The organism is Janibacter indicus (assembly GCF_900176385.1).
Lineage (GTDB): Bacteria > Actinomycetota > Actinomycetes > Actinomycetales > Dermatophilaceae > Janibacter > Janibacter indicus.
In genome coordinates this window covers 40,317-65,910 of the sequence record NZ_FWXN01000001.1, presented here as the reverse complement: position 1 = coordinate 65,910, position 25,594 = coordinate 40,317, and the positions used below count along the sequence as shown (strand labels likewise).

The window sequence follows — 25,594 nt, the reverse complement described above, 5'->3', positions numbered from 1 at the left end:
CCCCGAGGGTGGCGCATGGCGCCCGTCACGTTAGGCTGACCCGGTGGGGTCCGCGCTGACTTCGGGCCCCTATTCGCGACTGTGACGAAAGAGGCGTATGCGCCGTGCCTGACCCCCAGGATGGCTCCGTGTCCCTGAACGACTTCGGCCCCAACGAGTGGCTGGTCGACGAGCTGTACGAGCAGTACAAGAAGGACCGCAACAGTGTCGACAAGGCCTGGTGGGAGTTCTTCGAGAACTACACCCCGGGTCAGGGCACCGGCGGGAGCAACGGCACCAGCGCGAAGGGGGATGCGCCGGCCGCGAGCGAGCCCAAGGCCGCCCCCGCCCCCGAGGCGAAGAAGGCCGAGCCCAAGGCCGAGGCGAAGAAGGCCGAGCCCGCCAAGGCGGAGCCCAAGGCCGAGCCGAAGACGGCCGAGGCCAAGAAGGCCGAGCCCACCCCGCGTGACGAGCAGAAGCCCGCGGCCGCCCAGAAGCCGGTCGAGGATGACGTGCACACCCCCCTTCGCGGTGCTGCCGCCCGGGTCGTGACCAACATGGAGTCCTCGCTCGAGGTCCCGACCGCCACGTCGGTGCGCGCCGTCCCGGCGAAGCTGCTCATCGACAACCGCATCGTCATCAACAACCACCTCAAGCGCAGCCGCGGTGGCAAGGTCTCCTTCACCCACCTCATCGGCTACGCCCTGGTCAAGGCGCTGCGCGCCATGCCCGAGATGAACGTCGGCTACACGACGAACGACAAGGGCAAGCCGGTCGTCGTCCAGCCCGCGCACATCGGTCTGGGCATCGCCATCGACCTGCAGAAGGACGACGGCTCCCGCCAGCTGCTCGTGCCCGCGGTCAAGCCGGCCGAGACGATGGACTTCACCGCCTTCTGGAATGCCTACGAGGTCGTCGTCAAGAAGGCGCGCGACGGCAAGCTGACCGTCGAGGACTTCCAGGGCACGACGATGTCGCTGACCAACCCCGGCGGCATCGGCACCGTCCACTCGATCCCGCGCCTGATGAAGGGCCAGGGCGCGATCATCGGCGTCGGTGCCCTCGACTATCCCGCCGAATGGCAGGGCGCGAGCACCGAGACGCTCAACCGCAATGCCGTCTCCAAGATCGTCACGCTGACCTCGACCTACGACCACCGCATCATCCAGGGTGCGCAGTCGGGCGAGTTCCTGCGGATCGTCCACCAGCTGCTGCTGGGTGCCGAGGGCTTCTACGACGAGATCTTCGAGAGCCTGCGCATCCCCTACGAGCCGGTGCGCTGGGTGCAGGACATCTCCACCACGCACGACGACGACATCAACAAGGTCGCACGTGTCCAGGAGCTCATCCACGCCTACCGCGTGCGCGGTCACCTCATGGCCGACATCGACCCGCTGGAGTACAAGCAGCGTCGCCACGAGGACCTCGACATCACGAGCCACGACCTGACGCTGTGGGACCTCGACCGGCACTTCGCCACCGGCGGCTTCGGCGGCGAGCCCTTCCTCAAGCTGCGCAAGATCCTCGGCATCCTGCGTGACTCCTACTGCCGCACCACCGGCATCGAGTACATGCACATCCAGGACCCCGAGCAGCGCCGCTGGATGCAGGAGCGCGTCGAGGTCGGCTACGCCAAGACGACGAGCGACGAGCAGCTGCGCATCTTGCGTCGACTCAACGCCGCCGAGGCCTTCGAGACCTTCCTGCAGACGAAGTTCGTCGGGCAGAAGCGCTTCTCCCTCGAAGGCGGCGAGTCGGTCATCGCGGTGCTCGACCGCATCCTCACCCGCGCGGCGGGCGAGGGCATGGACGAGGTCTGCATCGGCATGCCGCACCGCGGCCGCCTCAACGTGCTGGCCAACATCGCCGGCAAGTCCTACGCGCAGATCTTCCGCGAGTTCGAGGGCCAGCTCGACCCGAAGTCCGTCCAGGGCTCCGGCGACGTCAAGTACCACCTCGGGACCGAGGGCGAGTTCACCGGCGAGGACGGCGAGACGACCAAGGTCTACCTCGCGGCCAACCCGAGCCACCTCGAGGCGGTCAACCCCGTCCTCGAGGGCATCGCGCGCGCCAAGCAGGACCGCCTCAACCACGGCGGCGAGGACTTCCCGGTGCTGCCGATCCTCATGCACGGTGACGCGGCCTTCGCCGGTCAGGGTGTCGTGGCCGAGACGCTGCAGCAGAGCCAGCTGCGCGGCTACCGCACCGGCGGCACGATCCACGTGGTCGTCAACAACCAGGTCGGCTTCACCACCTCGCCGTCCGCGAGCCGCTCGTCGGTCTACTCGACCGACGTCGCGCGGATGATCCAGGCGCCGATCTTCCACGTCAACGGCGACGACCCGGAGGCCTGCGTGCGGGTCGCCGAGCTCGCCTTCGAGTTCCGCCAGCGCTTCCACAAGGACGTCGTCATCGACGTCGTGTGCTACCGCCGCCGCGGTCACAACGAGGGCGACGACCCGTCGATGACCCAGCCGCTGATGTACAAGCTCATCGAGTCCAAGCGCTCGGTGCGCAAGCTCTACACGGAGAGCCTCATCGGCCGCAAGGACATCACCCCGGAGGAGGCCGACGCCGCGCTGCGCGACTACCAGGCGCAGCTCGAGCGGGTCTTCGTCGAGACCAAGGAGGCCCTCAAGGCCCCCGCGTCGCCCGCCGACGCGAGCAGCGACTCGGGCGACACCGGCTCCGACGCGCCGGACAACGCCGGTCTCGAGCGTCCGTCGTCGCAGACCAGTGACGCGACGACCCGCTCGGCCGACGAGACCGGCATCTCCGAGACCGACCTCAAGCACATCGGTGACGTCTTCGACTCCCCGCCGGCCGACTTCACGATCCACCCCAAGCTGCAGCAGGCCATGCAGAAGCGCGCCGCCTCGGTCAGCGAGGGCGGCATCGACTGGGGCACCGGCGAGATGATCGCCTTCGGCTCGCTCCTCATGGACGGCACCCCGGTGCGTCTGGCCGGTCAGGACTCGCGTCGCGGCACCTTCGTGCAGCGGCACGCGGTCCTCATCGACAAGAACAACGGCGAGGAGTGGACGCCGCTCAACTACCTCGGTGGTGGGCAGGCCCGCTTCTGGGTCTACGACTCGCTGCTGTCGGAGTTCGCGGCCCTCGGCTTCGAGTACGGCTACTCCGTCGAGCGCCCCGACGCGCTCGTGCTGTGGGAGGCCCAGTTCGGTGACTTCGTCAACGGCGCGGCCACGATCATCGACGAGTTCGTCTCCTCCTCCGAGCAGAAGTGGGGCCAGAACTCCTCGGTCGTCCTCCTCCTGCCGCACGGCTACGAGGGCCAGGGGCCGGACCACTCCTCCGCCCGCATCGAGCGCTTCCTCGCGCTGTGCGCACAAAACAACATGACGGTCGCCTTCCCGTCGACGCCGGCGAGCTACTTCCACCTGCTGCGTCGTCAGGCCTATCAGCGGCCGCGTCGTCCGCTCATCGTCTTCACCCCGAAGTCGATGCTGCGCCTCAAGGCCGCGAGCAGCCAGCCCGAGGACTTCACTTCCGGTGGCTTCCGCGCGGTCCTGCCCGACATGACCCAGCCGAAGGGGGACCAGGTCACCCGGGTGCTCATCGCCGCGGGCAAGGTCACGTGGGACCTCGAGGCCGAGCGCAAGAAGCGCGGCGACGAGCAGACCGCGATCCTGCATCTCGAGCGCTTCTACCCGCTTCCGGGTGAGGAGCTCGCGGCCGAGCTGGCGAAGTACCCCGATGCCGAGCTCGTGCTCGTGCAGGAGGAGCCGGAGAACCAGGGTGCGTGGCCCTTCCTGGCGATGAACCTGCCGGCCGATCTGGCCAAGCACGGCGAGACCCGCGGTCTGACCGCGGTGACCCGCCCGCCGAGCGCCTCCCCCGCCGCCGGTACCGCAAAGAAGCACGCGCAGGAGCAGGCGGACCTCATCGCCCGCGCCTTCGATCGCTGATGTACTTCACGGACCGCGGCATCGAAGAGCTCGCGGACCGACGTGGTGAGGAGCAGGTCACTCTCGAGTGGGTGAGTGACCAGCTCCGCACCTTCGTCGATCTCAACCCCGAGTTCGAGACGCCGATCGAGCGACTCGCGTCGTGGCTGGCACGCCTCGACGACGACGAGCTCGACGACGAGTAACGTCGGCCGAGACCCGCAGACCGACCCACCCCCAGGAGTACCCCACGTGAGCGGCCACCCGATGACGGACGCAGCCGGCAACGAGTTCACCCCCAGCGCCACCTTCAGCACGGAGGACGGCCGCCGGGAGGTCGCGCTCGTCTTCATCGGCGACTCCTTCGTCGCCGGTGAGGGGGACGACAAGGCCCTGGGGTGGGTCGGTCGGGTCATGGCCCGCACCCAGATCAAGGACGCGGTCGTCGCGCACTACAACCTCGGCGTGCGCGGAGAGACCGCCGGCGGGGTCGCCGAGCGGTGGCTCACCGAGGGCCCGCGCCGCTTCCAGGGCGTCACCGAGCGTCGCCTCGTCGTGCAGGTCGGCCACGCCGACGTCGCCGCGGGCACCTCGATCGCCCGCCTGCGGCTCAACCTCGCCAACATCCTCGACGAGGCCTCGAGCCAGGGCGTCGCCACCCTCGTCGTCGGCCCGCCCCCTTCGGCAGACCCCGAGTCCAACGACCAGCTGCGCCACGTCGTCGAGGCCCAGCGCGACGTCTGCGACCGACGGGGCGTGACCTTCGTCGACACCTTCACCCCCCTGGCCGGTCACGACCAGTGGGAGTCCGACATCGCCGCCTCCGCCGACGGGGTGCACCCGGGCCAGGCCGGCTACGGCCTCATCGCCTGGCTGGTGCTCCACCACGGCTGGGGTGAGTGGATCGGCTGACCCTCAGCCCCTACACCGCTCGGTCGAGGTATCCCCGACCGACTATCCGGTCGGGCCCACCTCGTCCGATGGCACCTCGAGCGAGGCTTGGCGCCTGGCGAGATTGTCCAGGGCCCACTCGGAGCGAAGGGCGGCAGTCACCTGGTCCATGAAGGCGTCGGCATCGAGCCGCCAGCCCAGGACGTTGATGCGCAGCACTCGGTCCCCGTCGATGACGACCTGATTGGCCCGGAGTGCGTCTGCGACACCGTTGAGTCCCCAGAGGTGGCCGGCGCCATCGATCTCGACGACGAGGCCGTACTCCTCGAAGAGCACGTCCAGGTACACCCTCCCTCTGGGCCCCTCCCGCACCGCCTGCCGCGTGGGCTCCGGCAATCCACGGACCCGGCACGCCGCCGCGAAGTCGAGCTCGTTGAGCGAATGAGCGCCGGCGGCGATGTCGCTGACGATCTGCTTGATGAAGGCCCGGCGCGTCCGCCCCTTCACGACCTGCTGAGCCTGCACCAGCTGCTCCGGTGTGACCAATCGCTGCTGCACCGCCATCGCGAGCAGTGTCGCTGCCGCCCGGTCGCTCACCGCCCAGTGCGCGGACCTGATCGCTGCCACCGCGGGACGCGTGCGGGGCACGCCCGACGAGATGACCTCGTTGGGGACGCGGCGAGCGAGCTTGCGCACCCGCACACCATCGCGGTGTGTCCGGTCGTGCCGGTGGACGACGGACACGAAGATGTCTTCCTCGTCCCAGCCCTTGAGCCCGGCGAGCTGGAGCGAGCTCACTCCGTCGACAGCGGCGATCCGCTCCCCCGTCTCCCACACCCCTCGCCAGCACCGGGCGCGGAAGCCCAGCGGGCCGGTGTGCACGGCGAAGGTCTGGGTGCCGCACCTCGTCCAACGACCAGCCAGGACCTGACGCGCTGCCTGCTGTCGGCTCACCCCCAGACTGCGTAAGATCCGGTGGCTGATGACGAAGTCCCAGTCCTCCGCGGCGGCGAGCACCCGTCGATGACGGTCCAGCGGCCCTTCGCGGGTGGGCGTCGGCTGGCCCCCTTCGTCGTCTCGGCGCACAGCCTCTGACTGCTCGGGCATGGTGTCGGTCATCCCCGAACAGTGGAGTGCTGCACCCTCCCCGCGGCGGCCAACGCGCGATCAGTGGACAGCACTCGCGCCCCGGTCAGCTCTGGGGACAGCCGCCTCGAGGGGTCGAGGTATCAGCGGACGAGGTATCCCCGACCGAATAGACGGTCGCGGTCACCTCGACCCGGCACCGCGCGGACGACCACGCCCGGCAGGCTCGCGCGGTTGAGGTATCCCCGACCGAATAGACGGTCGGGGATACCTCAACCGAGCATCTGGGGGGGCTGGGGATCGAGGGGCGGAGGGGCGGAGGGGCGGAGTCTCCGAGAGGGCCCCCGCCCCTACGCCGCCATGGGCTTGGGGCGCGAGCAGCCGAAGACCCACCCCCACCGGGTGCGCGCGAGCAGCAGCCCGAGGGTCCAGGGCACGACGACCGCCACCACGGCGACGAGATACGGGTTGTGCCCCTTGCCCAACCACACGAAGAGCGCGTGCAGGAGGATCACCGCCATGCCCGACTGGGCGAGGGTGCTGATCCGGTGCGACCACACCCCGCCGATGTAGATCGGGGCCATGATCATGCCGGCGCTGATGAGGATCCCGGCGAGGACCGCCCACACCGGCTCGTTGAACTGCGCGAACTTCAGGTTGAGGTTGCCCACCCCGGGCCGGGTCGTGATCCACACCCCGAGGGCAAAGGTCGCGATCGCCACGACCCACAGCGTCCGGCGCCCCCACCGCGAGCGCTGCCCGGAGCGTCCGGTGAGCAGCCGCGCGAGGTAGCCCGCCTGCACGAAGATCACGCACCCCAGCCCCTGCGCGATCGCGAAGGGCGAGTTCACCGAGATGTCCTGGTAGGTCTGCACGAGCGCGCACAGACCCACGCCCACCCCGATCTGCAGCCACAGCGGCAGCCGCAGCGCCTCGAGCCCGCGGACGGTGACGACCGCGACGAAGAGCGCCGTGATGAACCAGAAGGCGGAGTACGGCTCGATCGCATAGGCCCCGCCGGGCAGCTGCTCCTCGACCTTGCCGGTGCTGTCACGCCCCCTTCGCCACAGCTCGATGCCGTAGACCACGGACACGATGACGAACCACGGGACGTACGGCAGCAGCAGGGTCTTGGCGCGGACCTTGACCTCGCTGCCGAAGTCGCGCGACCCCGGCCGCCACAGCCACCCCGACAGCATGAAGTACAGCGGCACGTGCCAGGGGTAGACGTAGTCCGGCAGCGGCTTGAGGCCCTCGATGTGACCGAGGACGATCGCGACCGTGCCGACGACCCGCAGCAGGTCGAGATAGCCGTTGCGCATCCCGGCATGGTCCCAAAAACCGAGGGCGAAGGGGAATCACAGCACCTTTTCGCTCCGGGCGTAGCGGGCCTCGGTGGCCGACTTCTGCGGCCGCCACCACTCCTCGTGGGTCCGGTACCACTCGATCGTCGCGGCCAGCCCGGACCGGAAGTCGCGGTACCGAGGCTGCCAGCCGAGCTCTTCGCGCAGCCGAGTCCAGTCGATGGCATAGCGCCGGTCGTGCCCGGGCCGGTCGGTGACGTGGTCGTAGTCGCCGGGCTCGCACCCCATGAGGTCGAGCACGGTCTCGACGACGGTCATGTTGTCGACCTCGCCGTCGGCGCCGATGAGATAGGTCTCGCCGGTGCGGCCGCGGTCGATGATCGCCCAGACGGCACTGTTGTGGTCGTCGACGTGGATCCAGTCGCGCACGTTGAGCCCGTCCCCGTAGAGGCGCGGCCGGCGCCCGTCGAGGACCTCGGTGACCTGGCGCGGGATGAACTTCTCGACGTGCTGGCGGGGCCCGTAGTTGTTGGAGCAGTTGGAGATCGTCGCCTCGATGCCGAAGGACCTCACCCACGCCCGCACGAGGAGGTCACTGGCCCCCTTCGTCGATGAATAGGGGCTCGAGGGGTTGTAGGGCGTCGCCTCGCTGAAGCGCTCCGGCGAGTCGAGCGCGAGGTCGCCGTAGACCTCGTCGGTGGAGATGTGGTGGTAGCGCACGTCGTGGCGGCGGACGGCTTCGAGCAGCTCGTAGGTGCCGACGACATTGGTCTGGACGAAGGGCCCCGGCGAGGCCAGCGAGTTGTCGTTGTGCGACTCCGCGGCGAAGTGCACGACGACGTCGGACTCCCCCACGAGCCGGTCGACAAGGCCACCGTCCTCGACCCGGCCTTCGACGAAGCGCACGTCGTCGAGCACCCCGTCGAGCGAGGTCCGCGACCCGGCGTAGGTCAGCGCGTCGAGCACGGTCAACTCCGCGTCCGGTCGCGTCGCCAGCGTCTGGTGCACGAAGTTGCTCCCGATGAACCCGGCTCCCCCGGTCACGAGCACCCGCATGTCAGCTCCCCTCCCCTTCTGCCCCGGTGGTGGAGGTGCGAGGAACACCCCCGGTGGTGGAGGTGCGACGAAGGAGCCTCGACACCCCCTGGTCTCGAGGCTCGCTGGCGCTCGCACCTCGACCAACGTTGGTGGAGGTGCGAGGAACTCCCCCGGTGGTGGAGGTGCGAGGAACGAGCCTCGACACCACGTGGTCCCGCAGCGCCGCCACCTGATCGGCCGGCTCGTACCCCGTCGCCACCAGCCGGTCGAGCGCGAGCGTCGAGTGCCGCGGCCGCGGGGCGCTCACCCGGTCACCGAGGCCGGCCTCGTAGTCGGCGGTCGTCACCGCGGTCACGTCGTCGCGCGAGCGTCCCCGCAGCGCGAAGACCTCCCGGGCAATCGCCGCCCAGGTCATCGGCTCCCCCGCCTGCGTCACGTCATAGGTGCCGAAGGGGGCCCCGCTCGCGACGAGGTGGAGCGTCGCCGCCGCGATCTCGTCGGCGAAGGACAGCCGGCCCCACTGGTCGTCGACGACGCGAGGGGATCTTCCTTCGTCCGCCAGGCGGGCCATCGTCGCGACGAAGTTGCCCCCGTCGCCCACCACCCACGACGTGCGCAGCAGGTAGTGGCGCGGCGCGACGCCCACGGCGAGGTCACCGGCGGCCTTGGTGCGGCCGTACTCGCTCACCGGGGTGAGGGCCTCCCCTTCGTCGTGGACCTCGCGCTGCCCGTCGAAGACGTAGTCCGAGGAGTAGTGCACGAGGGTGGCGCCGGCGGCCGCGGCGCGGCGGACGAGCTGGGCGGGCAGCTCGGCGTTGAGCCGCCACGCCAGCCGGCTGCCGTCAGGGGTCTCGGCGGCGTCGACGGCGGTCATCGCGGCGCCATTGATGACCAGGTCGTGGCCGCTGAGGTCGAGGGCTTCGACGGCGGCGGGGTCGGTGAGGTCGAGCTCGTCGCGGCCCGGCGCGACGGCGTCGGGCAGGAGTCGGCGCAGGGCCGAGCCGATCTGCCCGCTGCCCCCGAGGAGGAGCGCCGGCCGCGGGACGAAGGGGGTGACCTCCGCCAGCCGCGGGTTGGCCCGGTCCTTGTCGCTGATCTCGCTCTGCGACAACGGAATCGGCCACTCGATGGCGGCGGTGGGGTCGTCGAGGGCGAGCGCGGGATAGGTGAGGTCGGGGCGCCAGTGCTCGTTGACGAGATAGGAGTAGACGGTCTCGTCGGCGAGGGCCTGGTAGGAGTTGCCGACGCCGCGGGGGACGAAGACGGCGGTGCTCTCGTCGAGCTCGAGGGTGATGGTGGCGCCGAAGCCTTCGCCCGCGCGCAGGTCGACCCACGCGCCGAAGACCCGGCCGTGGACGACGGTGACGAGCTTGTCCCACGGTTCGGCGTGGACGCCGCGGGTCGCGCCGCGAGCGGCGTTGTGCGAGACGTTGTGCTGCACGGGCCCGAAGTCGGGCAGCCCCGCCGCGACCATCTTCGCCCGCTGCCAGGACTCGGTGAACCACCCCCGTGCGTCACGGTGCACCGGGCGCCGGACGACGAGCAGCCCCGGGATGCGGGTGCGCTCGATGGTGAGGTCCATAGTCGGAGGCTACAGATCGCCCAGACGCAAAGTTTGAATGTGTGCGAAACTCGCACACATGGCAGATCTCGACGAGAACACCCTCGGCGTGCGCGTCCGCGAGAGTCGGCAACGCGCTGGCATGGCCCAAGGTGAACTGGCGCGCCTCGTGGGGCTCGACCGGACCGTGATCAACAAGATCGAGAACGGCCAACGCCGGGTGACGGCGATCGAGCTGTCCGAGATCGCAGGCGCACTGGGCGTCCGGATGGCCACCTTCTTCGAGGAACCCCTGCCGGCTCTCGTCTCGCACCGATCCCATCAGGGCCTCGAAGTCGTCGACTCCCAGATAGACCGTCGACTGGCTCGCATCGCCGAAGATGTCGAGTTTTTGCACGACCTGGCCCCCGAGGCACTGCCCTTGCCGGCGCAGACTGATCCGCCGCTCGACCACCCCACCTCGATGGCCGAGGCGGACCTCTTGGCGGCGCAGGTCCGCTCGGGGCTGGGCCTGGACGGGGAGTCCCCCATCCGCGACCTCGTGGACGCGTGTGCTTCTCTCGGCCTCTTGGCGTTCTCCGCCGACCTGGGAGTGGACACCGCCGACGCAGGCACCATCCTGCTCCGCCGTGGAGCGGTGAGTCTGATCAACAGCCACAACAAGGTAGGACGCCGCCGCTTGGCGTTGGCCCACGAATTGGGGCACTTCGTCGTTGCCGACGACTACACCATCGACTGGCGCGTGAGCGACCAGTCCGGGTCTGGCATCGAGTCCAAGCTCGACCGATTTGCCCGCTCGCTCTTGCTTCCCGAGATGGGGCTTCGTCACAGCTGGGCTCGACTCACGTCTCACGGCGTTCGCGACCGGGCCGTCATCGTGGCGAGCGAGTTCCGGGTGGATATGGCCACCCTTGCGCGCCGACTCGACGAGGTTGGCCTCGCCTCCGGAGAGGACCTCACGGCCATCCGCCGCAGCAAGACGACGAAGGCCGACATCATCGAGTTCAACCTCCTTGTCCCTGAGGACATGGAGGAGGTGAGCCTGCCGGCCCGATATCAGCGTGCGGTCATCCAGGCGATCAAGGACGAGCGCATCAGCCGAGCGCGAGCGCTGGAGCTGCTTCACGGCACCTACTCGGAGGACGACCTGCCGCCCATCCGCACCCGGTCCCGAAACGAGCTGTGGAAGTTTGTGTCGTGACGGCAGGGGACGACGCGCTCGTCTTCGATACGGGACCGATGCGTCATTTCGCCCAACACGGCTGGCTCGGAGTTCTCAAGTTTCTCGCTGCGGGCCGACCAGTCCTCATCCCGGACAGCGTCGACGGCGAGATCCGGCGTCAGGTGCCCGACGTTCCCGAGCTTCAGCAAGTGCTGGACGCCGAGTGGATCCGGGTGGATCGCAGTGACGACCTGGCCGTCGTGATGGCCTTCGCCGACTATGAGCGTCGGCTGGCCGTGGGCGACCGGAACCGCGGCGAGTGCGGAGTCCTCGCGCTGGGCAAGGTGCACGGCTACGAGCTGGTCCTCGACGACCGAGAGGCCTACGCCATCGGCGAGTCCGAGGGCCTGAACGTCACGGCCACCTTGCCGCTCCTGTGTCAGGCCATCCGCGAGGAGCAGCTCACGGTGGCCATGGTCGAGGCACTCGCCGACGACCTGATCTCGGGCGAGTACCACCTGCCCTTCGGGGGCGGAGGCTTCCGCACCTGGGCGCTGGAGCAGGGGCTCATCGAGCCCGCTTAACCCTCCAGCGGCTCGCTAGGCTCCCTCCATGCGCGGCATCATCCTCGCGGGGGGCACAGGCAGCCGGCTCCACCCGATCACCCAGGGCATCTCCAAGCAGCTCGTGCCGGTCTACGACAAGCCGATGATCTACTACCCGCTGAGCACCCTCATGCTCGCCGGCATCCGCGAGGTCCTCGTCATCACCACCCCGCACGAGGCCCCCCAGTTCGAGCGGCTGCTCGGCGACGGGAGCCAGTTCGGCATCACCATCACCTATGCCCAGCAGCCCAGCCCCGACGGGCTGGCGCAGGCCTTCGTCATCGGCGAGGAGCACGTCGCCGGCGACACGTCGGCCCTCGTCCTCGGCGACAACATCTTCTACGGACCGGGCCTGGGCACCCAGCTGCGGCACTTCGACGACATCGAGGGCGCCGCCGTCTTCGGCTACCAGGTCGCGGACCCGTCCGCCTACGGCGTGGTCGACTTCGACGACGAAGGGAGGGCCCGTCACCTCGAGGAGAAGCCGACCCGCCCGCGCTCCCGCTTCGCCGTCCCGGGCCTGTACTTCTACGACGAGACCGTCGTCGAACGGGCGCGCGGGCTGCGCCCGTCGGCGCGCGGCGAGCTGGAGATCACCGACCTCAACCGCACCTATCTCGACGAGGGTCGCCTCCACGTCGAGGTGCTCCCCCGCGGCACGGCCTGGCTCGACACAGGCACCTTTGCCGCGCTCAACGACGCGAGCAACTACGTGCGCACCCTCGAGAACCGGCAGGGCCTGAAGATCGGCTGCCCCGAGGAGGTCGCCTGGCGCATGGGCTTCGTCGACGACGACGGCCTGCGTCAGCGCGCCGAGCCCCTCGTCAAGAGCGGCTACGGCCAGTACCTCCTCGACCTCCTCGCCTGACCCCTACGGTCCCTGATCCCCCGCTGGTCGAGGTGCGAGGAGCTCTGCGACGAGCCTCGAGACCCTTCGGAACCCCCGCTGGTTGAGGAGCGACAAAGGAGCCCGCGTTGGTCGAGGTGCGAGGAGCTCTGCGACGAGCCTCGAGACCCTGCGGAGCCTCGGCCCCCCCTACCCCAGCGCCTCCGCCACCGTCTCCGCCCACAGCTGCGAGCCCGCCACCGACGGGTTGATCTCACCGTCGAGCAGCTCCTGCGCCGAGTCGGCGTCCTCGAAGGCCGCCGCGACGTCGATCGTCGGCAGCCCCGCGCCCTCCGCCCAGTCGGCGATGGCGGTGCGGGTCGGCTCGTTGGCGTCGTCGGCCTGCGGGTTCTGCAGGACGACGACGACCGGCGCCTCGGGGTAGCGGTCGGCAACCTGCTCGCTGAGCTCCTCGAGCCCCTCCGCTGCGGCGTCGCCCGACTCCTCGAAGTGGCCGTAGTTGAGCAGCACGAGGTCCGGGTCCTGCGCGGGCCACATCGCGTCGTGGTCGAGCGGGTAGTCGGCAGTGCCCCTGTTCATGGCGCCCGACCAGATCCGCGTCTCCTCGGTCTCGTCGACGTAGCCCGCCTCGCCCGCCGTGTCCCAGAGCGCGACGGGCATCTGCGTCTGCTGCCCCCACTGGCTTACCCAGTCCTCGCTGCCGTTGCCGGTCGAGTCCCCGAGCACGAGCACCCGCGACCCGTCGCCGGCGAGCGCCTCACGCGCCTGGTCGATGGTCCAGGTTGGCTCCGCGGCAGCCTCCGAGGTCGACGACGAGGACGAAGGGGGTGCTGCCGCCGTCACCCCGGCCGGCGCCGTGCCCTGCTCGGCGAAGACCCACGCCCACGCTCCCCCGACCGCCAGCACGAGCGCCAGCAGCGCCGCCCCGACCACGACCGGCGAGCTCCATGCTTTCGACATGGCCTAGAACCTACGGCCTATCGCCGGTCGAGGTGCGACGATCTACCGCTGGTCGAGGTACGACGAGCTACCGCTGGTCGAGGTGCGACGAGCTCTGCGAGGAGCCTCGAGACCCCGCTCCCTGAGCACCCCGCTGGGTGAGGTGCGACGAGCTACCGCTGGTCGAGGTGCGACGAGCTCTGCGAGGAGCCTCGAGACCCCGCTCCCTGAGCACCCCGCTGGTTGAGGTGCGACGAAGGAGCCTCGAAACCAGCCCCCACCACCAGCACCGCACACCAGAAGAGCCACGCCGAAGGAAACCCCCGCACGAGATAGGTCTCCACCAACATCGCCGGCAGCGCCAGCAGCACCGCGACCGCGACGAGCTCGAGCTGCCCACCTCGCCGGATCTCCAGCGCGCACCGCCGCACGACGAGCGCGAGCACGACGACCAGCAGCGCGAGCCCCACGATCCCGTACTCGACGAGCAGCTCCAGATAGGTCGAGTGGGCGTGGTAGAGCACCGCTCCCCATGGCCCGTCGTACTGCAGCGGCCCGTCGAACTGCTCCCCCGGCCGCCCACGCTCCAGCTCCATCCACGGCCACATCCGCATCGGGCCGACACCGAAGAGCACCGTGCCGACCGACCCTGACCACGCCTCCACACCCACGGCCGCGTTGTGCCAGCGCGACTCGTCGATGAGCAGGCTCAGCCCGCGCCGTCGGGTGAGCTCCCCGAGGACGACGGCGACGACGAGCAGGACGGCGGGCCCGCCCCACCGCAGGTTCCAGTGGCGGTGTCGCACGATCGCCGCGACGACGAGGACGAGCGCGAGCACCCATGCCGCACGCGACAGGCTCTGCACGATGAGCAGCGCCGTGACGACGGCGACGCCCAGCCACAGCCACCGCTGCTCGGGCCACAGCCGCCGCCCGGTGAGCGCACCGGCCAGCACGAGGGTCAGGCCGACCGCGTTGTTGGAGGCACCACCGATCGGCAGCCCCGGCCGCCACCCGACGCCTTGGTTGAGGACAAGCGGGACCACCCACGCCGCGAGCGCCGTACCGACGGCTGCCGCCCCGAGCACCAGGACGAGCCCCTGCTGCCTCTCCTCAGGCTCGATCGCCCGAGCCCAGGCCCATGCGGTGAGCAGCGCCAAGGTCGCCAGCGCCGTGGCGGCCAGAGCCGTGTCCCACCGCTCCCCCGACCGCAGCAACGACAGCCAGAGCCACGCGAGCAGCGCGCCCCCAGCCCACATCTCGGCCCGGACAACTCCCCCACGCCCGCGCCCGGCAGCGGCAAACCACCACAGGGCGCCCGTGAGCACGACGAGCACCCACACATAGCCCAGCGGCCCCGGCCCGACATTCGTCGCCGGCGGCCCGACCGTCAGCAGGAAGGCCACGACCGCCCCCGCCTTAACCGCCGGCCCCACGTTGGTTGAGATGCGAGCGCCAGCGAGCCTCGAAACCACGTTCCCCACGCTGGTTGAGGTGCGACGAAGGAGCCCCACGCTGGTTGAGGTGCGACGAAGGAGCCTCGAAACCAGCCCCCACCCCTCGCTAATCGAACTGCCGCTCAAACGCCACGATCCGCTCCACCGCCGCGTCAACCTCAGCCGCCATCCGGTCGAAGACCTCCTGCGACTGCCGGTAGGGGTCGTCGATGTCGTCGGCCCCCTCAGGGGCCCGGCTCAGCCCACGCTCCCGCGCCAGGTGCGAAGGGAGCGCCGCCCACCGCTCCTCGGGTGTGGCCAGCCCGGCGAGACGCTCGGTCCACGGTTGCCGCTCGTCGGCGGAGTCGAGCAACCGGGCCAGCTCCTTGACCGTGTAGGCCCGCTTTAGGTGGCGCGGCGAGTAGGAGAGCACGATCTTGCGGTGGGCCACCTCGAGCGGCAGGACGATGTCGATGTCGTCGAGCATGCGCTCGCTGATCTGCCGCGCAGCGAAGTGGTCGTGGGTGATGCCCTTCGCGTCGAGGATCGAGGCGCTGCCCGGCTCGACCGGGTTGCCGATGAGCGCCTGTGTCCCCGCGCTCATCACCTCGAAGGCTCCCGGCCGCACGGACTCGAGGGCGTGGCCGAGGGCCAGCTGGGCATAGGGCGATCGGCAGATGTTGCCGGTGCAGACAGTCATGATGCGCACGCTCATGGGGCAATCCTGCCGGATGCTCGCCCCTGTGCCAGACTCGCGTCTGCTGTCATCATTTCGCCCACCCGAGAGAGGCACCGAGAGCGTGGAGCTGCAGGACTACCTGAGGATCGTGCGCAAGCGCTGGGTGACGATCGTCGTCACCACCCTTGTCGTCGTCGGCCTCGCCGCTGCCGTCACCGCGCTCCAGACGAAGCGGTACACCTCGTCGACGCAGTTCTTCGTCTCTGTGTCCGGCGCCGACACGACGCAACTGAGCCAGGGCAGCACCTTCACCCAACAGCGCGTGAAGTCCTATGCGGAGCTCCTCAAGACCCCGCGCGCTTTGAACCCGGTCGTCGAGGAGCTCGGCGATGACACGACGACGGCTGACCTCGCTGGCCAGCTGACCGTCACCACTCCCCCGGAGACGGTCATCCTGGAAGTCGCGGTGACTGACACGGATGCGGCACACGCGCAAGAGATCGCCACGGCGATCGGCGAAACCTTCCCCCAGGTCGTCTCCGAGGTCGAGCGACCCGAGGGGTCCAACCGCACCTCGCCGATCAAGGTGTCCCTCGTCGAGCCCGCGTCGACGAGCGAGACGCCCACGAGCCCGGTGCCCGCCCGCAACCTCGCGCTCGGCGTCGTCCTGGGTCTCCTGCTCGGCCTGGGTCTGGCGATGCTGCGGCACCTGCTCGACACCACGGTCCGCACCGATGACGACGTCGAGGAGATCACCGAGGAGCCGGTCATCGGGGCGGTCCACTACGACCCTCGCGCAGGCAAGGAGCCGCTCATCGTCGAGTCGGACCCGAGCTCGCCGCGTTCCGAGGCCTTCCGCGCGGTGCGGACCAACCTCATGTTCCTCGACGCGGCCAACCACCCGCGCACGATCCTGCTCACCTCGTCGATCCCCGGCGAGGGCAAGTCGACGACGATCGCCAACCTCGCGCTCACGCTGGCCCAGTCGGGCTCGACGGTCTGCCTCATCGAGGCCGACCTGCGGCGCCCGCGCCTGCTCGAGTACCTCGGCCTGGAGGGCGCGGCCGGCCTGACCGACGTGCTCATCGAGCGGGCCGACATCAACGACGTGCTCCAGCCCTACGGGCAGGACCGTCTCGAGGTGATCGGCGCGGGTGCCATCCCGCCCAACCCGAGCGAGCTGCTCGCCTCCGACGCCATGAGTCGCGTCCTGACCCACCTGTCGACGCGCTTCGACTACGTGCTCATCGACACCCCGCCTGTGCTCCCCGTGACCGACGCCGTCGTGCTGAGCACCAAGGTCGACGGCGTCATCGTCCTCGTCGGCACGACCATCGTCCGCAAGGAGCAGCTCAAGGCGACTCTCGAGTCCCTCCGCGGCGTGGACAACACCCTGCTCGGGCTCGTCCTCAACCGCGTCGGCCACAAGTCGGCGGGCGGCTACGGCGCCGGCTACTACGGCTACTACGACCCCGAGACGGCCCCCCGCTCGGAGCGGCGAGGGAAGCGTCAGCTCCGGCTGCCGGGTCGGGGCTCCAAGCGCTGACTCGGGTCGCACGCCGAGCCCGGTCAGGTGCGACCTCGGCGTGCGGCCTTCACGTCGCGTCGGCTGACGGCCCCGTCCGACTCGGCGGCGTAGTCCTTCTCGTAGGACGTGACATGGCCGTACTCGACGTCGCCGTAGCGGATCCGGTCGACCTTCTTCGTCGATGCCTGGTTGAGGACCGCGCCGAGCACCTTGGCGTCGACCGCACGGAGGGACGCCGCAGCTCGATCGAGCGCCTCCCGGTGCGTCCGGCCGGCCGCGACGACGAGGACAGCCCCGTCCGCGCTGCGGGTCAGCAGCACTGCATCCGTGACCGGCAGCAGCGGGGGCGCGTCGAGGATGACGAAGTGCCGCTGGCTCAGCTCCTCGATGAGCTGCTCCATGCGGTGCGAGCCGAGCAGCTCCGACGGGTTGGGCGGGGTCGCGCCGGCCGCGAGGATCTGCAGGCCCGGCACGTCGGTGTCCTGGAGGGCGTCAGCCAGGGTGATGGTGCCGGCGAGCACCTCGGTGAGGCCCACCTCGCCGTCGAGGTCGAAGGCGCGGGCCACGGCCGAGCGGCGCAGGTCGGCGTCGATGAGCACGACCCGCTCCCCCGACTCGGCGAGGACGGTGGCGAGGTTGGCGGCCACGGTCGATTTGCCCTCGCCCTGGTTGGCGCTGGTGACGACGATCGACCGGGGCTGGTTGTCGACATCGACGAAGCGGAGGTTGGTCCGCAGCTTCCGCAGCGCCTCCCGCTCGTGGAAGGCCTTGGACCGGCGTGCTTCCCCGCGCTCCGACCCGAGGTCCTTGCTCATCGGCAGCACCCCGAGGACGCCCGCACCGGCGGTCTCCTCGACGTCGTCGACGTGCCGCAGCTTGGTGTCGTTGTAGTGCCGGAGCGCGGCGATGCCGTAGCCGACGAGCAGGCCGAGCACGAGGCCAAGCGGCAGGATGCGGGTGGGGTTCGGCGACGAAGGGGACGTCGGCAGGATCGCCGACTCGTTGGGCTCGATGAGCACCTGGGCCTGCGACTTGACCGTGCGCGTACTGCCGTCCGCCTGGACGACGCGCCTGGTCGGCCCGGACTCCTCGATCCGCTTGGCCTCCGCCGCCGCTGCAGTGACGACCGAGTCGGCGATCGACTTCGCCTCCTGCGGTGAGGGTCCTGAGGCGGTGACGCTGATCGACACGCCCTCCGGTGGGACCGTCGCGGTGATGCGCGCGGCGAGCGCTTGCGGCGTGGCGTCGAGGCCGAGATCCTTGATCACCGCCTCGGTCACGCGTCGGTTGGTGAAGAGGGTGACGTAGGCCTGTGCCTTCTGCTGGGCCAGCGTCTGCGACGAGTACGACTCGCCGATGCTCGAGCCCCCACCGGCCGTGACATAGCCGGCCGCCGTCGCGGTGTAGACCTTGGGCTGCAGGCTCATCCAGACGAAGGCGAGCAGCAGCCCCACCAGTGCTGCGACGACGATGACGACGAACTGCCGCCGGGTCAGCTTCCAGAGATCTTCCAGGGTCACGCGGTCTCCTCGTCGGTGTCGCGCCCCCCAAGTCGTGCGCGTTGGCCGACGGTCAGTATAGGTCCGAGACCACCGCAGGGACGTGCTGAGACATGGTCTGAAAGTGCCTCTGATGACCTATACGATGGCGCTCGCAACGCCCCAACTTGGTGGTTGGCACGCGAGCGAGGGAGGCACAAAGGGTGGGCAAGGCTGAGCCGACATCTACATCGACACGGTGGCGCTGGGCGGGGATCGACGGGGGCTTGTGGCTAGGGGCGACCATCGCGGCGGTGTTTCTTCGGTTCGACTTCAGTGTCACCGAGGCATTCGCGGCGAGCACTCTGCTGTTCGCGGTGACCTCCGCGGCCGCGTACTTGGCTCTTGGAGGGATCGCCGGCCCATACGCCGTCGGGCACTCCCGTGGGTCCTTCGAGGAGATCGTCGACCTGACGAAGACGGCAATGATCGTGGGTCTGCTCGGGCTCGTGGTCAACGCGGTACTCCCAGTGCAACTGGTCCCACGTTCGGTGCCCTTGACCGCAGCGCTTGTTGCGGTCATGGCCATGCTGGCCGCACGCACCGTGCTGCGCACGCGACGTGCTCGGCACCACGGTGCTGATGACGCCCGACGCGTCATCGTCCTCGGCGCCGGAGAGGGTGGCCGCCAGCTCGTGCGCACGATGCTCCGGGACCCCAGGGCGGGTCTCCTGCCGGTCGCGCTCGTCGACGATGACCCGGCCAAGGCTCGCCTCAGCATCGACGGGGTGCGGGTGAGGGGCACGCGGCGTGACATCGCTGCCCTCGCCGACCAGACCAATGCGTCGACGGTGGCCGTGGCCATCCCCTCCGCCGACTCCTCGCTCCTGACGGAGGTACGCGAGCTCACGCGCGACGCCGATCTCGACATCCTCGTCCTCCCCCCGACGAGCGAGCTCTTCCGCCGCCCGACCGGTCGCGACCTGCGCGCGCTGGATCTCGCCGACCTCCTCGGGCGCCGCCCCATCGAGCTCGACCCCGCGGCCATCGCCGAGTCCATCAACGGCAAGGTCGTCCTGGTCACCGGCGCCGGCGGCTCGATCGGGTCCGAGCTGTGCCGCCAGATCGCGAAGTTCGGCCCACGCAAGCTGCTTCTGCTCGACCGCGACGAGTCCGCCCTGCACGGCACCCAGATCAGCATGTCCGGCCGAGGGCTGCTCGACGGCGACGACACCATTCTGGCCGACATCCGCGACCCGGGGCGTTTGCAGGAGATCTTCACCGAGCACCAGCCCCAGGTGGTCTTCCACGCTGCGGCGCTCAAGCACCTGCCCCTGCTCGAGCGCTACCCGATGGAGGCGTGGAAGACCAACGTCATCGGAACGCTCAACGTGCTTCAGGCCGCCTTCGACCACGGGGTCGAGACTTTCGTCAACATCTCGACGGACAAGGCAGCCAACCCGACCAGTGTCCTGGGCTACAGCAAACGCCTCACCGAGCGCCTGACCTCCGACTTCGCCGCTCGCGACGCCAACACCTACGTGAGCGTCCGCTTCGGCAACGTCCTCGGCTCCCGTGGGTCCGTGATCACAGCCTTCACCGCCCAGATCGAGGCCGGCGGCCCGGTCACGGTCACCCACCCCGACGTCGAGCGCTACTTCATGCTCATCCCCGAGGCCTGCCAGCTGGTGCTCCAGGCCGCGGCGATCGGCACCGACGGGCAGGTCATGGTGCTCGACATGGGGACTCCTGCGAAGATCAATGACGTGGCCACGACCCTCATCGACCTGTCCGGGCGGGACGACGTGGAGATCGTCTACACGGGCCTGCGCCCGGGCGAAAAACTCTCCGAGGAGCTCTTCACGCCGGGTGAGGACATTCGCGCCACCGACCACGATCTGGTGACCAGTGTCGACGTCCCTGGCCTCGACCCCGAGAAGGTCACCACCCTCAGGCACCTCTCGCCCACCGACGCCGCTACGTGGATGCGCGATGCCGCAACCGCCCGTCCCGCCGACGACGCAGGCGAGCGATTCTCTGACGTGCGAGGTCGTTGAAGTGCGTGCATCCCTCTTCGCTGGCGTCGCATGCGGCGTCGTCACCTACACCACCGCGCCATGGGTGCGTCGGTACCTGCTCCGCCGAGGCTCGGTGGACGTCCCCAACCACCGGTCGTCCCATGCCCAACCCACCCCCCGTGGTGGTGGGTTGGCGTGCACTGCAGGTGTGGCCATCGGGCTGGTGGTCGCCGGACGGAGTTCGCGACTGCCTATAGCAACCCTCGCTGGCATCGCGTCCGTCACAGCCATCGGATTGGCCGATGATCTGTCCGGCGGCCTGGACCCACGGCTCCGGTTGGCCGTCCAAGCGGTGTCTGGTGCGGCGTTCGCTCCATCAGCCGCCTTTGCCCCGATGGGAAGCGTTATCACTGCAGGCGTGGTCAATGTCGTGAACTTCATGGACGGGATCAACGGGATGACTGGGTCCACGGCCGCGGTCTGGGGCGTGGCCACATTGCTCAGTGGGCGAGCCGATCGAGACGCCCTGCTCCAGGTCGTGGGTGCGATCACGGCTGGCGCCGGCGTCGGCTTCCTGCCGTGGAACGCACCCACCGCCCACCTGTTCCTCGGAGACGTCGGGAGCTACCTCTTCGGGGCGCTGATGGCCGCGGGCATCACTCATGTCGCAGCCACCCCATCGAAGGGGTGGGTCATCACGGCACCCCTGCTCCCCTACGGGCTCGACGCTGCTCAAGCCCTTGTCCGTCGCTGGCGTGCCGGGCATTCCTTGACCGAGGCCCATCGGGAACACGTCTACCAACGCCTCGTGGACGACCACGGGCTCTCTCACGCTCAGGTATCGGCCATGCACGCCGGCATCGCTTCGCTCATCGCTGCGGCAACCCGCACGATGCGTCCCGCGGCTGGCGTGGCGTCAGCCGCGGCACTGGCCTGCGGGTATGTTCTGTTACCCGTGATCGCCCAGACGAAGACATTCGCGGGTCAGGCCTCTTGCGATTGGGCAAGGAACTATGGGGCCCAGTGCGGAGCGGAGACCCTATGACCACCGTATGCGTCATCGGCTCGACGGGATTCATCGGCACCTTCGTGTGCGAGGCACTCGAAGCATCTGGCGTTGCAGTGCGCCGTATCCGGGCCCCTCGATTGACGCACACCGGAAGCATCATCCCCGCCGAAATCGTCCGGGACTACCGGAGCGTTATCAACGAGCTCGCGGAGCAGTTGATCGGTGTCGATGCGGTCGTCAACGCCGCTGGGGATTCGAATGCCGCGAGCCGAGACCGTGCGGGGCTCATGGGAGCGAATGCCCTACTGCCCGCACTGGTGGCCATCGCCTGCGAACAAGCCCAGGTGCCGCGCCTCGTGCACCTATCCAGCGCCGCGGTACAGGGTCGGATGCCGGAGTTGAACGAGACGTTAGAAATTGAGCCCTTCTCTGAATACAGCCGGAGCAAGGCTGAAGGCGAGCGGCTGGTTCTCCAGATCCGTCCACGGACTACGACGGTGTACCGTCCCCCCGGAGTCCACGCGGCCAGTCGTCGTGTCACCCAGACACTCACGAAGATCGCGACATCTCCGCTTTCCACGGTCCCCGGCGAAGGAAATGACCCGTCACCCCAAGCGCTAGCCGTGAACGTTGGGAGCGCAATCGCCTTTCTCGCGGTCACCCCGCAACTCCCGCCTCCTGTCGTTACACACCCCTCCGAGGGCCTGACGACGAGGTCCGTTCTTGAACTGCTAGGGGGTCGTGAACCTCGGTCTATACCGAGGATTATCGCAAGAGTGTTGGTTCGCGTTGGCCGGTCGTTCGCTAGAGGGTGGCCCGCTCTGAGCGCACACGTTCGTAGGGTCGAAATGGTCTGGTTTGGTCAGAGACAGTCTGTTTCATGGCTGACATCGCCTGGTGGTTGGGAGGCAGTCGTCGGCCATGAAGGCTGGCGCGACCTCGGCAGAGAAGTGCGTTCCGCGTCCTCCGGCCCCACAGCACACGACAGCGACAACAAGCGACCGACAATCCTGTTCGGCGTCACAACGGGAATGTCCGTGAAAGGCTTTTTCTCGGGGCAATTTGCCATGCTCCGCCAAGCCGGTTGGGATGTCGTCCTCGTCACGACTGATGAAGGTGACGCGCGGATGGTAGCGGAACGCGAGGGCGCTACCTTCGTCGAGATCACTGCCACTCGCGACCCGAGTCCGCGTATGGACGCCCGGACACTCTGGGCGTTGCTGCGCATCTTGCGCGAGATCCGTCCGACGATCGCTGTGTGGGGCACCCCGAAGGTCGGCCTGCTGGGGACACTTGCAAGCCGACTGACACGGGTCACCAACCTCTATGTCCTGCATGGTCTAAGGCTCGAGACCGCCGTGGGTCCGCAGCAGCGCCTTCTCACCTGGTGTGAACGCGTGGCGGCAGCGTCGGCCCACGAGGTGGTCGCAGTGAGCCACGATCTTCGCCATGAGGCAATCGAGCGACACCTCGCTCCGGCCCGCAAGATCAGAGTGTTGGGGCCAGGCTCAGCGAACGGTGTCGAGTTCCATCCTCGGCGAGAAAATGCGCGCTCACGTCTGGGCCTGCCCGAGGATCAACCCATAGTGTCCTTCGTGGGCAGGCTGACCAAGGACAAGGGCATGCTTGAGCTTCTCACCGCTTGGCGCGACGTCCAGTCGAAAACGGGGGCTGTCCTAGCGCTTGCTGGAATGCGGGAACCCGACGCTGATCAGGACCCTCTCCGCTCACTCATCCACGAAACTCCAGGAGTCATCGAGTTGGGTCACCTCGATGACCTGACAGACCTGTACTCCGCCACGGACCTCTTGGTTCTCCCGAGCCATCGCGAAGGTTACCCAACTGTCGTGCTCGAGGCCGCGACTTTTGGCATCCCCGCCGTGGTGAGCAATGCGACTGGAGTGCGGGAGTCGGTGGTCGACGGGGTTACCGGCCTCATGTTCGACGTCAAGGACACCGCTGGCCTGACGCGAGTACTCCTGGAGCTCCTGGAGGACCCCACGCGACGGGCGACCCTGGGCGATGCAGCGAGACGGCATGCTCGCACCTACGAACGACCAACCGTCCACCGACGGTGGCGCGAGTACTTCACCTCCATGATGCAGGGAGCCCAATCATGACAACGCCCAAACTCAGCATCCTCCTCCCAACCAACGTTCTCAACCCGTGGCTTGACGAAGCCGTCGATAGCGTGCTGCGCCAGACTGGCGTCGCCTTCGAGCTCATCGTCATTCATGACGGCATCGAAACCGACCTTGGCCGCCCCTGGGTCCACGACCCGCGCGTCACTTGCGTAGTCAACGAGACCAGCCATGGTCTGGCCCACGCCCTCAACGTCGGGGCGAGGTCGGCCCACGGCGAATACTTGGCGCGCCTTGACGGCGACGACCTCTGCCTCGACGGGAGGCTGACGGCGCAAGTCCGGCTACTCGACGATTCTCCAGAGATTGCAGTCGCTGGCACTCTGGCCCGCAGAATCGATGAGACAGGCAAAGTCACTGGCACCCTGGGTGTCCGTCGGGACGGCGACGTGCGACCGTTGATGTTGACCCGCAACTGTTTGATCCATTCCTCAACTATGTTCCGCAGGGAGCTCTTCGAGCAGTTGGGCGGGTACGACTCCGCCCTACGGCAGATGGAAGACTACGAACTGTGGCTTCGGATGGCGCGACACGGCGACGTCGTCGTTATCCAGCAGGAACTCGTCGCGTATCGCGTCCACTCCCGGCAGATGAGTCGCGGCGCCGGCCCGACAGGAGCGCACATCCACGGGGTGCTCGAGGGCCGCGTGCGCTTGGCCGCGGCGCTTGGCTACCCCAGGGTCCCGCAACTGGGTCGAAATATCCTCTGGTGGGGGGCGCAAGCCATGCGACACCGGGGATGGCGGCAGTCGGGGTATCTGCGCGGATGACCAACCGGTCGTTGGCCATGTGGCTGGTGGGTATTCGCGCTTCACGCATGGCAGCACAGTTTGTCGTCATCTTGGTGCTAGCGAGATTCTTCAATCCCGACGTTGCCGGCGCCATGGCTCTTGCTCTCGCCCTATCCGCGCCGGTATTCATCCTCAGCGACCTCGGCCTCCGCACCCTCTACTTGACCTTTACCCCACGCGTGGGCTTCAACCAATTGCTGCGCATCCGACTCATAGCCAGTGCCGCAGCTGTATTCGCATGCTCCGCAATCGCCTTCACGCCGGGCTACTTGGGAGACTTGCTACCGATCGTGGCAATCACTAAGGCAGCAGATGCCTTCGTAGAGCTGGCGCTTGCACCTGCCCAGATGGGTCATAACTTACACAGGATCGGCTGGCTGAGTGCCGGCACCTATATTGGCTCCTCTGCGGCCGTCGCTCTTTTAGCCACGCGAGAGGATGCAGTTTCAGCACTGTGGCTGGGGTTAGCGATTCCTACAGCGTTTATGGGCATATGCGCGCTCGTCATCGGCCGCTCTAGCGCCCAGCGCATCGAGCCATCGACCACTTCGCTCGTCGAGAACAATAAACTCTTGCGCGCAGGTAGTGCGATCGGAATGTCATCAGGAGTACTCTCTCTCGCTGCAGGGATCCCCCAGTACGCGATATCTCTGGCATTTTCAACCGCAGAGTCGGGACGTTATGCCGTGGTGCTCTACGTAGTGCTCGGTGCAGAACTAATACTCAACGCACTCACACAAGTTTGGCTCCCCATTGGAGCCAAGATTCGCTCCGAGGCGGGGGACCCTGCGGTGCAGCGCATCATAGATCGTGCGACAGTCTTGTCACCCCTTTTCAGCCTTCCTGTCTCTGGTCTACTCGTGGCGATCACAGCCATTTTTCTTCCCACAGCTTTTGGGCCCGAATATAAGCTAGATTCGACAGAAATGCTGACACTAGCCATCCTGCTGTCGTGCGAGCCCGCCCTGTTCCTCGGCTCTGCCGCCCTCCAAGTATTGAACCGATACTCCTCGGCGCTCATCACGAGTCTGGCCGCGGCAGCCATGGTCGCCGGCGCCTCGGTTGTGACAGTCCCACCCTGGGGGGCAGCCGGAGGACTTATCGCAACTACCCTAGGGGTACTGACGCGAATATTCCTGACACGTCGCGCCTACCGCAGCAGCCTCGCTCGCAGAACTCTTAGGATCTCGTAAG

20 protein-coding genes are annotated in these 25,594 nt (G+C 68.4%); 12 read left to right on the top strand and 8 right to left on the bottom strand.

Annotated features, from left to right (window positions below; translation table 11 throughout):
- The first annotated feature begins 128 nt into the window (after nt 1–128).
- The 3 genes from B9B60_RS00260 to B9B60_RS00250 are packed head-to-tail and all read left to right on the top strand — an operon-like array spanning nt 129 to nt 4,799.
- Nucleotides 129–3,908, top strand: a complete 3,780-nt coding sequence (locus tag B9B60_RS00260) for a multifunctional oxoglutarate decarboxylase/oxoglutarate dehydrogenase thiamine pyrophosphate-binding subunit/dihydrolipoyllysine-residue succinyltransferase subunit (RefSeq protein WP_234993677.1) — start codon at nt 129–131, stop codon at nt 3,906–3,908.
- Nucleotides 3,908–4,093 carry a DUF6104 family protein gene (locus B9B60_RS00255; protein ID WP_068316192.1) on the top strand — a complete coding sequence of 62 codons (186 nt, stop codon included), beginning with the start codon at nt 3,908–3,910 and terminating at the stop codon, nt 4,091–4,093. Before B9B60_RS00260 ends, B9B60_RS00255 begins: the two co-directional genes overlap by 1 nt.
- A gap of 46 nt (nt 4,094–4,139) precedes the next feature.
- The gene (locus B9B60_RS00250; protein WP_084449338.1) at nt 4,140–4,799 is read left to right on the top strand and encodes a GDSL-type esterase/lipase family protein; all 660 of its coding nucleotides are present in this window, start codon (nt 4,140–4,142) and stop codon (nt 4,797–4,799) included.
- A gap of 42 nt (nt 4,800–4,841) precedes the next feature.
- On the opposite strand, the gene B9B60_RS00245 is transcribed toward B9B60_RS00250, so the two are convergent.
- From B9B60_RS00245 to B9B60_RS00230, 4 genes are all read right to left on the bottom strand, one after another.
- Nucleotides 4,842–5,897, bottom strand: coding sequence for a hypothetical protein (locus B9B60_RS00245; protein WP_084449337.1), 1,056 nt, complete (start codon nt 5,895–5,897; stop codon nt 4,842–4,844).
- 317 nt (nt 5,898–6,214) lie between these two features.
- Nucleotides 6,215–7,186: an acyltransferase family protein gene (locus B9B60_RS00240; RefSeq protein WP_084449336.1), complete on the bottom strand. Its 972-nt coding sequence runs from the start codon at nt 7,184–7,186 to the stop codon at nt 6,215–6,217.
- Nucleotides 7,187–7,222: 36 nt separating this feature from the next.
- Nucleotides 7,223–8,224, bottom strand: coding sequence for a dTDP-glucose 4,6-dehydratase (rfbB, locus tag B9B60_RS00235; protein ID WP_084449335.1), 1,002 nt, complete (start codon nt 8,222–8,224; stop codon nt 7,223–7,225).
- A gap of 1 nt (nt 8,225) precedes the next feature.
- Nucleotides 8,226–9,788: a sugar nucleotide-binding protein gene (locus B9B60_RS00230; RefSeq protein ID WP_084449334.1), complete on the bottom strand. Its 1,563-nt coding sequence runs from the start codon at nt 9,786–9,788 to the stop codon at nt 8,226–8,228.
- A gap of 58 nt (nt 9,789–9,846) precedes the next feature.
- Between B9B60_RS00230 and B9B60_RS00225 the strand changes: the two genes are divergently transcribed.
- The 3 genes from B9B60_RS00225 to rfbA are packed head-to-tail and all read left to right on the top strand — an operon-like array spanning nt 9,847 to nt 12,402.
- Complete coding sequence (locus B9B60_RS00225; RefSeq protein WP_084449333.1) at nt 9,847–10,968, top strand: helix-turn-helix domain-containing protein; 1,122 nt, start codon at nt 9,847–9,849, stop codon at nt 10,966–10,968.
- Nucleotides 10,965–11,513, top strand: coding sequence for a PIN domain-containing protein (locus tag B9B60_RS00220; RefSeq protein WP_200811078.1), 549 nt, complete (start codon nt 10,965–10,967; stop codon nt 11,511–11,513). The genes B9B60_RS00225 and B9B60_RS00220 overlap by 4 nt, the downstream gene beginning before the upstream one ends.
- 28 nt (nt 11,514–11,541) lie before the next feature.
- Nucleotides 11,542–12,402, top strand: a complete 861-nt coding sequence (gene rfbA, locus B9B60_RS00215) for a glucose-1-phosphate thymidylyltransferase RfbA (RefSeq protein ID WP_084449332.1) — start codon at nt 11,542–11,544, stop codon at nt 12,400–12,402.
- A 168-nt stretch (nt 12,403–12,570) separates the two neighbouring features.
- Here the strand turns inward: rfbA and B9B60_RS00210 are convergent, their stop codons facing one another.
- The 3 genes from B9B60_RS00210 to B9B60_RS00200 all read right to left on the bottom strand — a co-directional run bounded on the left by B9B60_RS00210 (nt 12,571) and on the right by B9B60_RS00200 (nt 15,471).
- Complete coding sequence (locus B9B60_RS00210; protein ID WP_143445366.1) at nt 12,571–13,341, bottom strand: SGNH/GDSL hydrolase family protein; 771 nt, start codon at nt 13,339–13,341, stop codon at nt 12,571–12,573.
- Nucleotides 13,342–13,493: 152 nt separating this feature from the next.
- Nucleotides 13,494–14,726: an O-antigen ligase family protein gene (locus tag B9B60_RS00205; protein ID WP_084449330.1), complete on the bottom strand. Its 1,233-nt coding sequence runs from the start codon at nt 14,724–14,726 to the stop codon at nt 13,494–13,496.
- Nucleotides 14,727–14,883: 157 nt separating this feature from the next.
- Nucleotides 14,884–15,471: an arsenate reductase/protein-tyrosine-phosphatase family protein gene (locus B9B60_RS00200; protein ID WP_084449329.1), complete on the bottom strand. Its 588-nt coding sequence runs from the start codon at nt 15,469–15,471 to the stop codon at nt 14,884–14,886.
- 85 nt (nt 15,472–15,556) lie between these two features.
- Here B9B60_RS00200 and B9B60_RS00195 point away from each other — a divergent pair, with 85 nt between their 5' ends.
- Nucleotides 15,557–16,981, top strand: a complete 1,425-nt coding sequence (locus B9B60_RS00195) for a tyrosine-protein kinase domain-containing protein (protein ID WP_084449328.1) — start codon at nt 15,557–15,559, stop codon at nt 16,979–16,981.
- A gap of 23 nt (nt 16,982–17,004) precedes the next feature.
- Here B9B60_RS00195 and B9B60_RS00190 read toward each other — a convergent pair whose 3' ends face one another.
- Nucleotides 17,005–18,483 carry a tyrosine-protein kinase domain-containing protein gene (locus tag B9B60_RS00190; protein WP_084449327.1) on the bottom strand — a complete coding sequence of 493 codons (1,479 nt, stop codon included), beginning with the start codon at nt 18,481–18,483 and terminating at the stop codon, nt 17,005–17,007.
- Between the two features lie 272 nt (nt 18,484–18,755).
- Between B9B60_RS00190 and B9B60_RS00185 the strand changes: the two genes are divergently transcribed.
- The 5 genes from B9B60_RS00185 to B9B60_RS16745 all read left to right on the top strand — a co-directional run bounded on the left by B9B60_RS00185 (nt 18,756) and on the right by B9B60_RS16745 (nt 25,593).
- Nucleotides 18,756–20,498: a polysaccharide biosynthesis protein gene (locus B9B60_RS00185; protein ID WP_234993675.1), complete on the top strand. Its 1,743-nt coding sequence runs from the start codon at nt 18,756–18,758 to the stop codon at nt 20,496–20,498.
- Nucleotides 20,499–20,667: 169 nt separating this feature from the next.
- Nucleotides 20,668–21,504 (top strand): MraY family glycosyltransferase, encoded by an 837-nt coding sequence (locus tag B9B60_RS00180; RefSeq protein ID WP_159451124.1) that lies wholly within the window; start codon nt 20,668–20,670, stop codon nt 21,502–21,504.
- Complete coding sequence (locus B9B60_RS00175) at nt 21,501–23,588, top strand: glycosyltransferase (protein WP_084449324.1); 2,088 nt, start codon at nt 21,501–21,503, stop codon at nt 23,586–23,588. Before B9B60_RS00180 ends, B9B60_RS00175 begins: the two co-directional genes overlap by 4 nt.
- The gene (locus B9B60_RS00170) at nt 23,585–24,379 is read left to right on the top strand and encodes a glycosyltransferase (protein WP_084449323.1); all 795 of its coding nucleotides are present in this window, start codon (nt 23,585–23,587) and stop codon (nt 24,377–24,379) included. Before B9B60_RS00175 ends, B9B60_RS00170 begins: the two co-directional genes overlap by 4 nt.
- On the top strand, nt 24,376–25,593 hold the full coding sequence (locus tag B9B60_RS16745) for a lipopolysaccharide biosynthesis protein (protein WP_143445365.1): 1,218 nt from the start codon (nt 24,376–24,378) through the stop codon (nt 25,591–25,593). The genes B9B60_RS00170 and B9B60_RS16745 overlap by 4 nt, the downstream gene beginning before the upstream one ends.
- Nucleotide 25,594 lies beyond the last annotated feature (1 nt).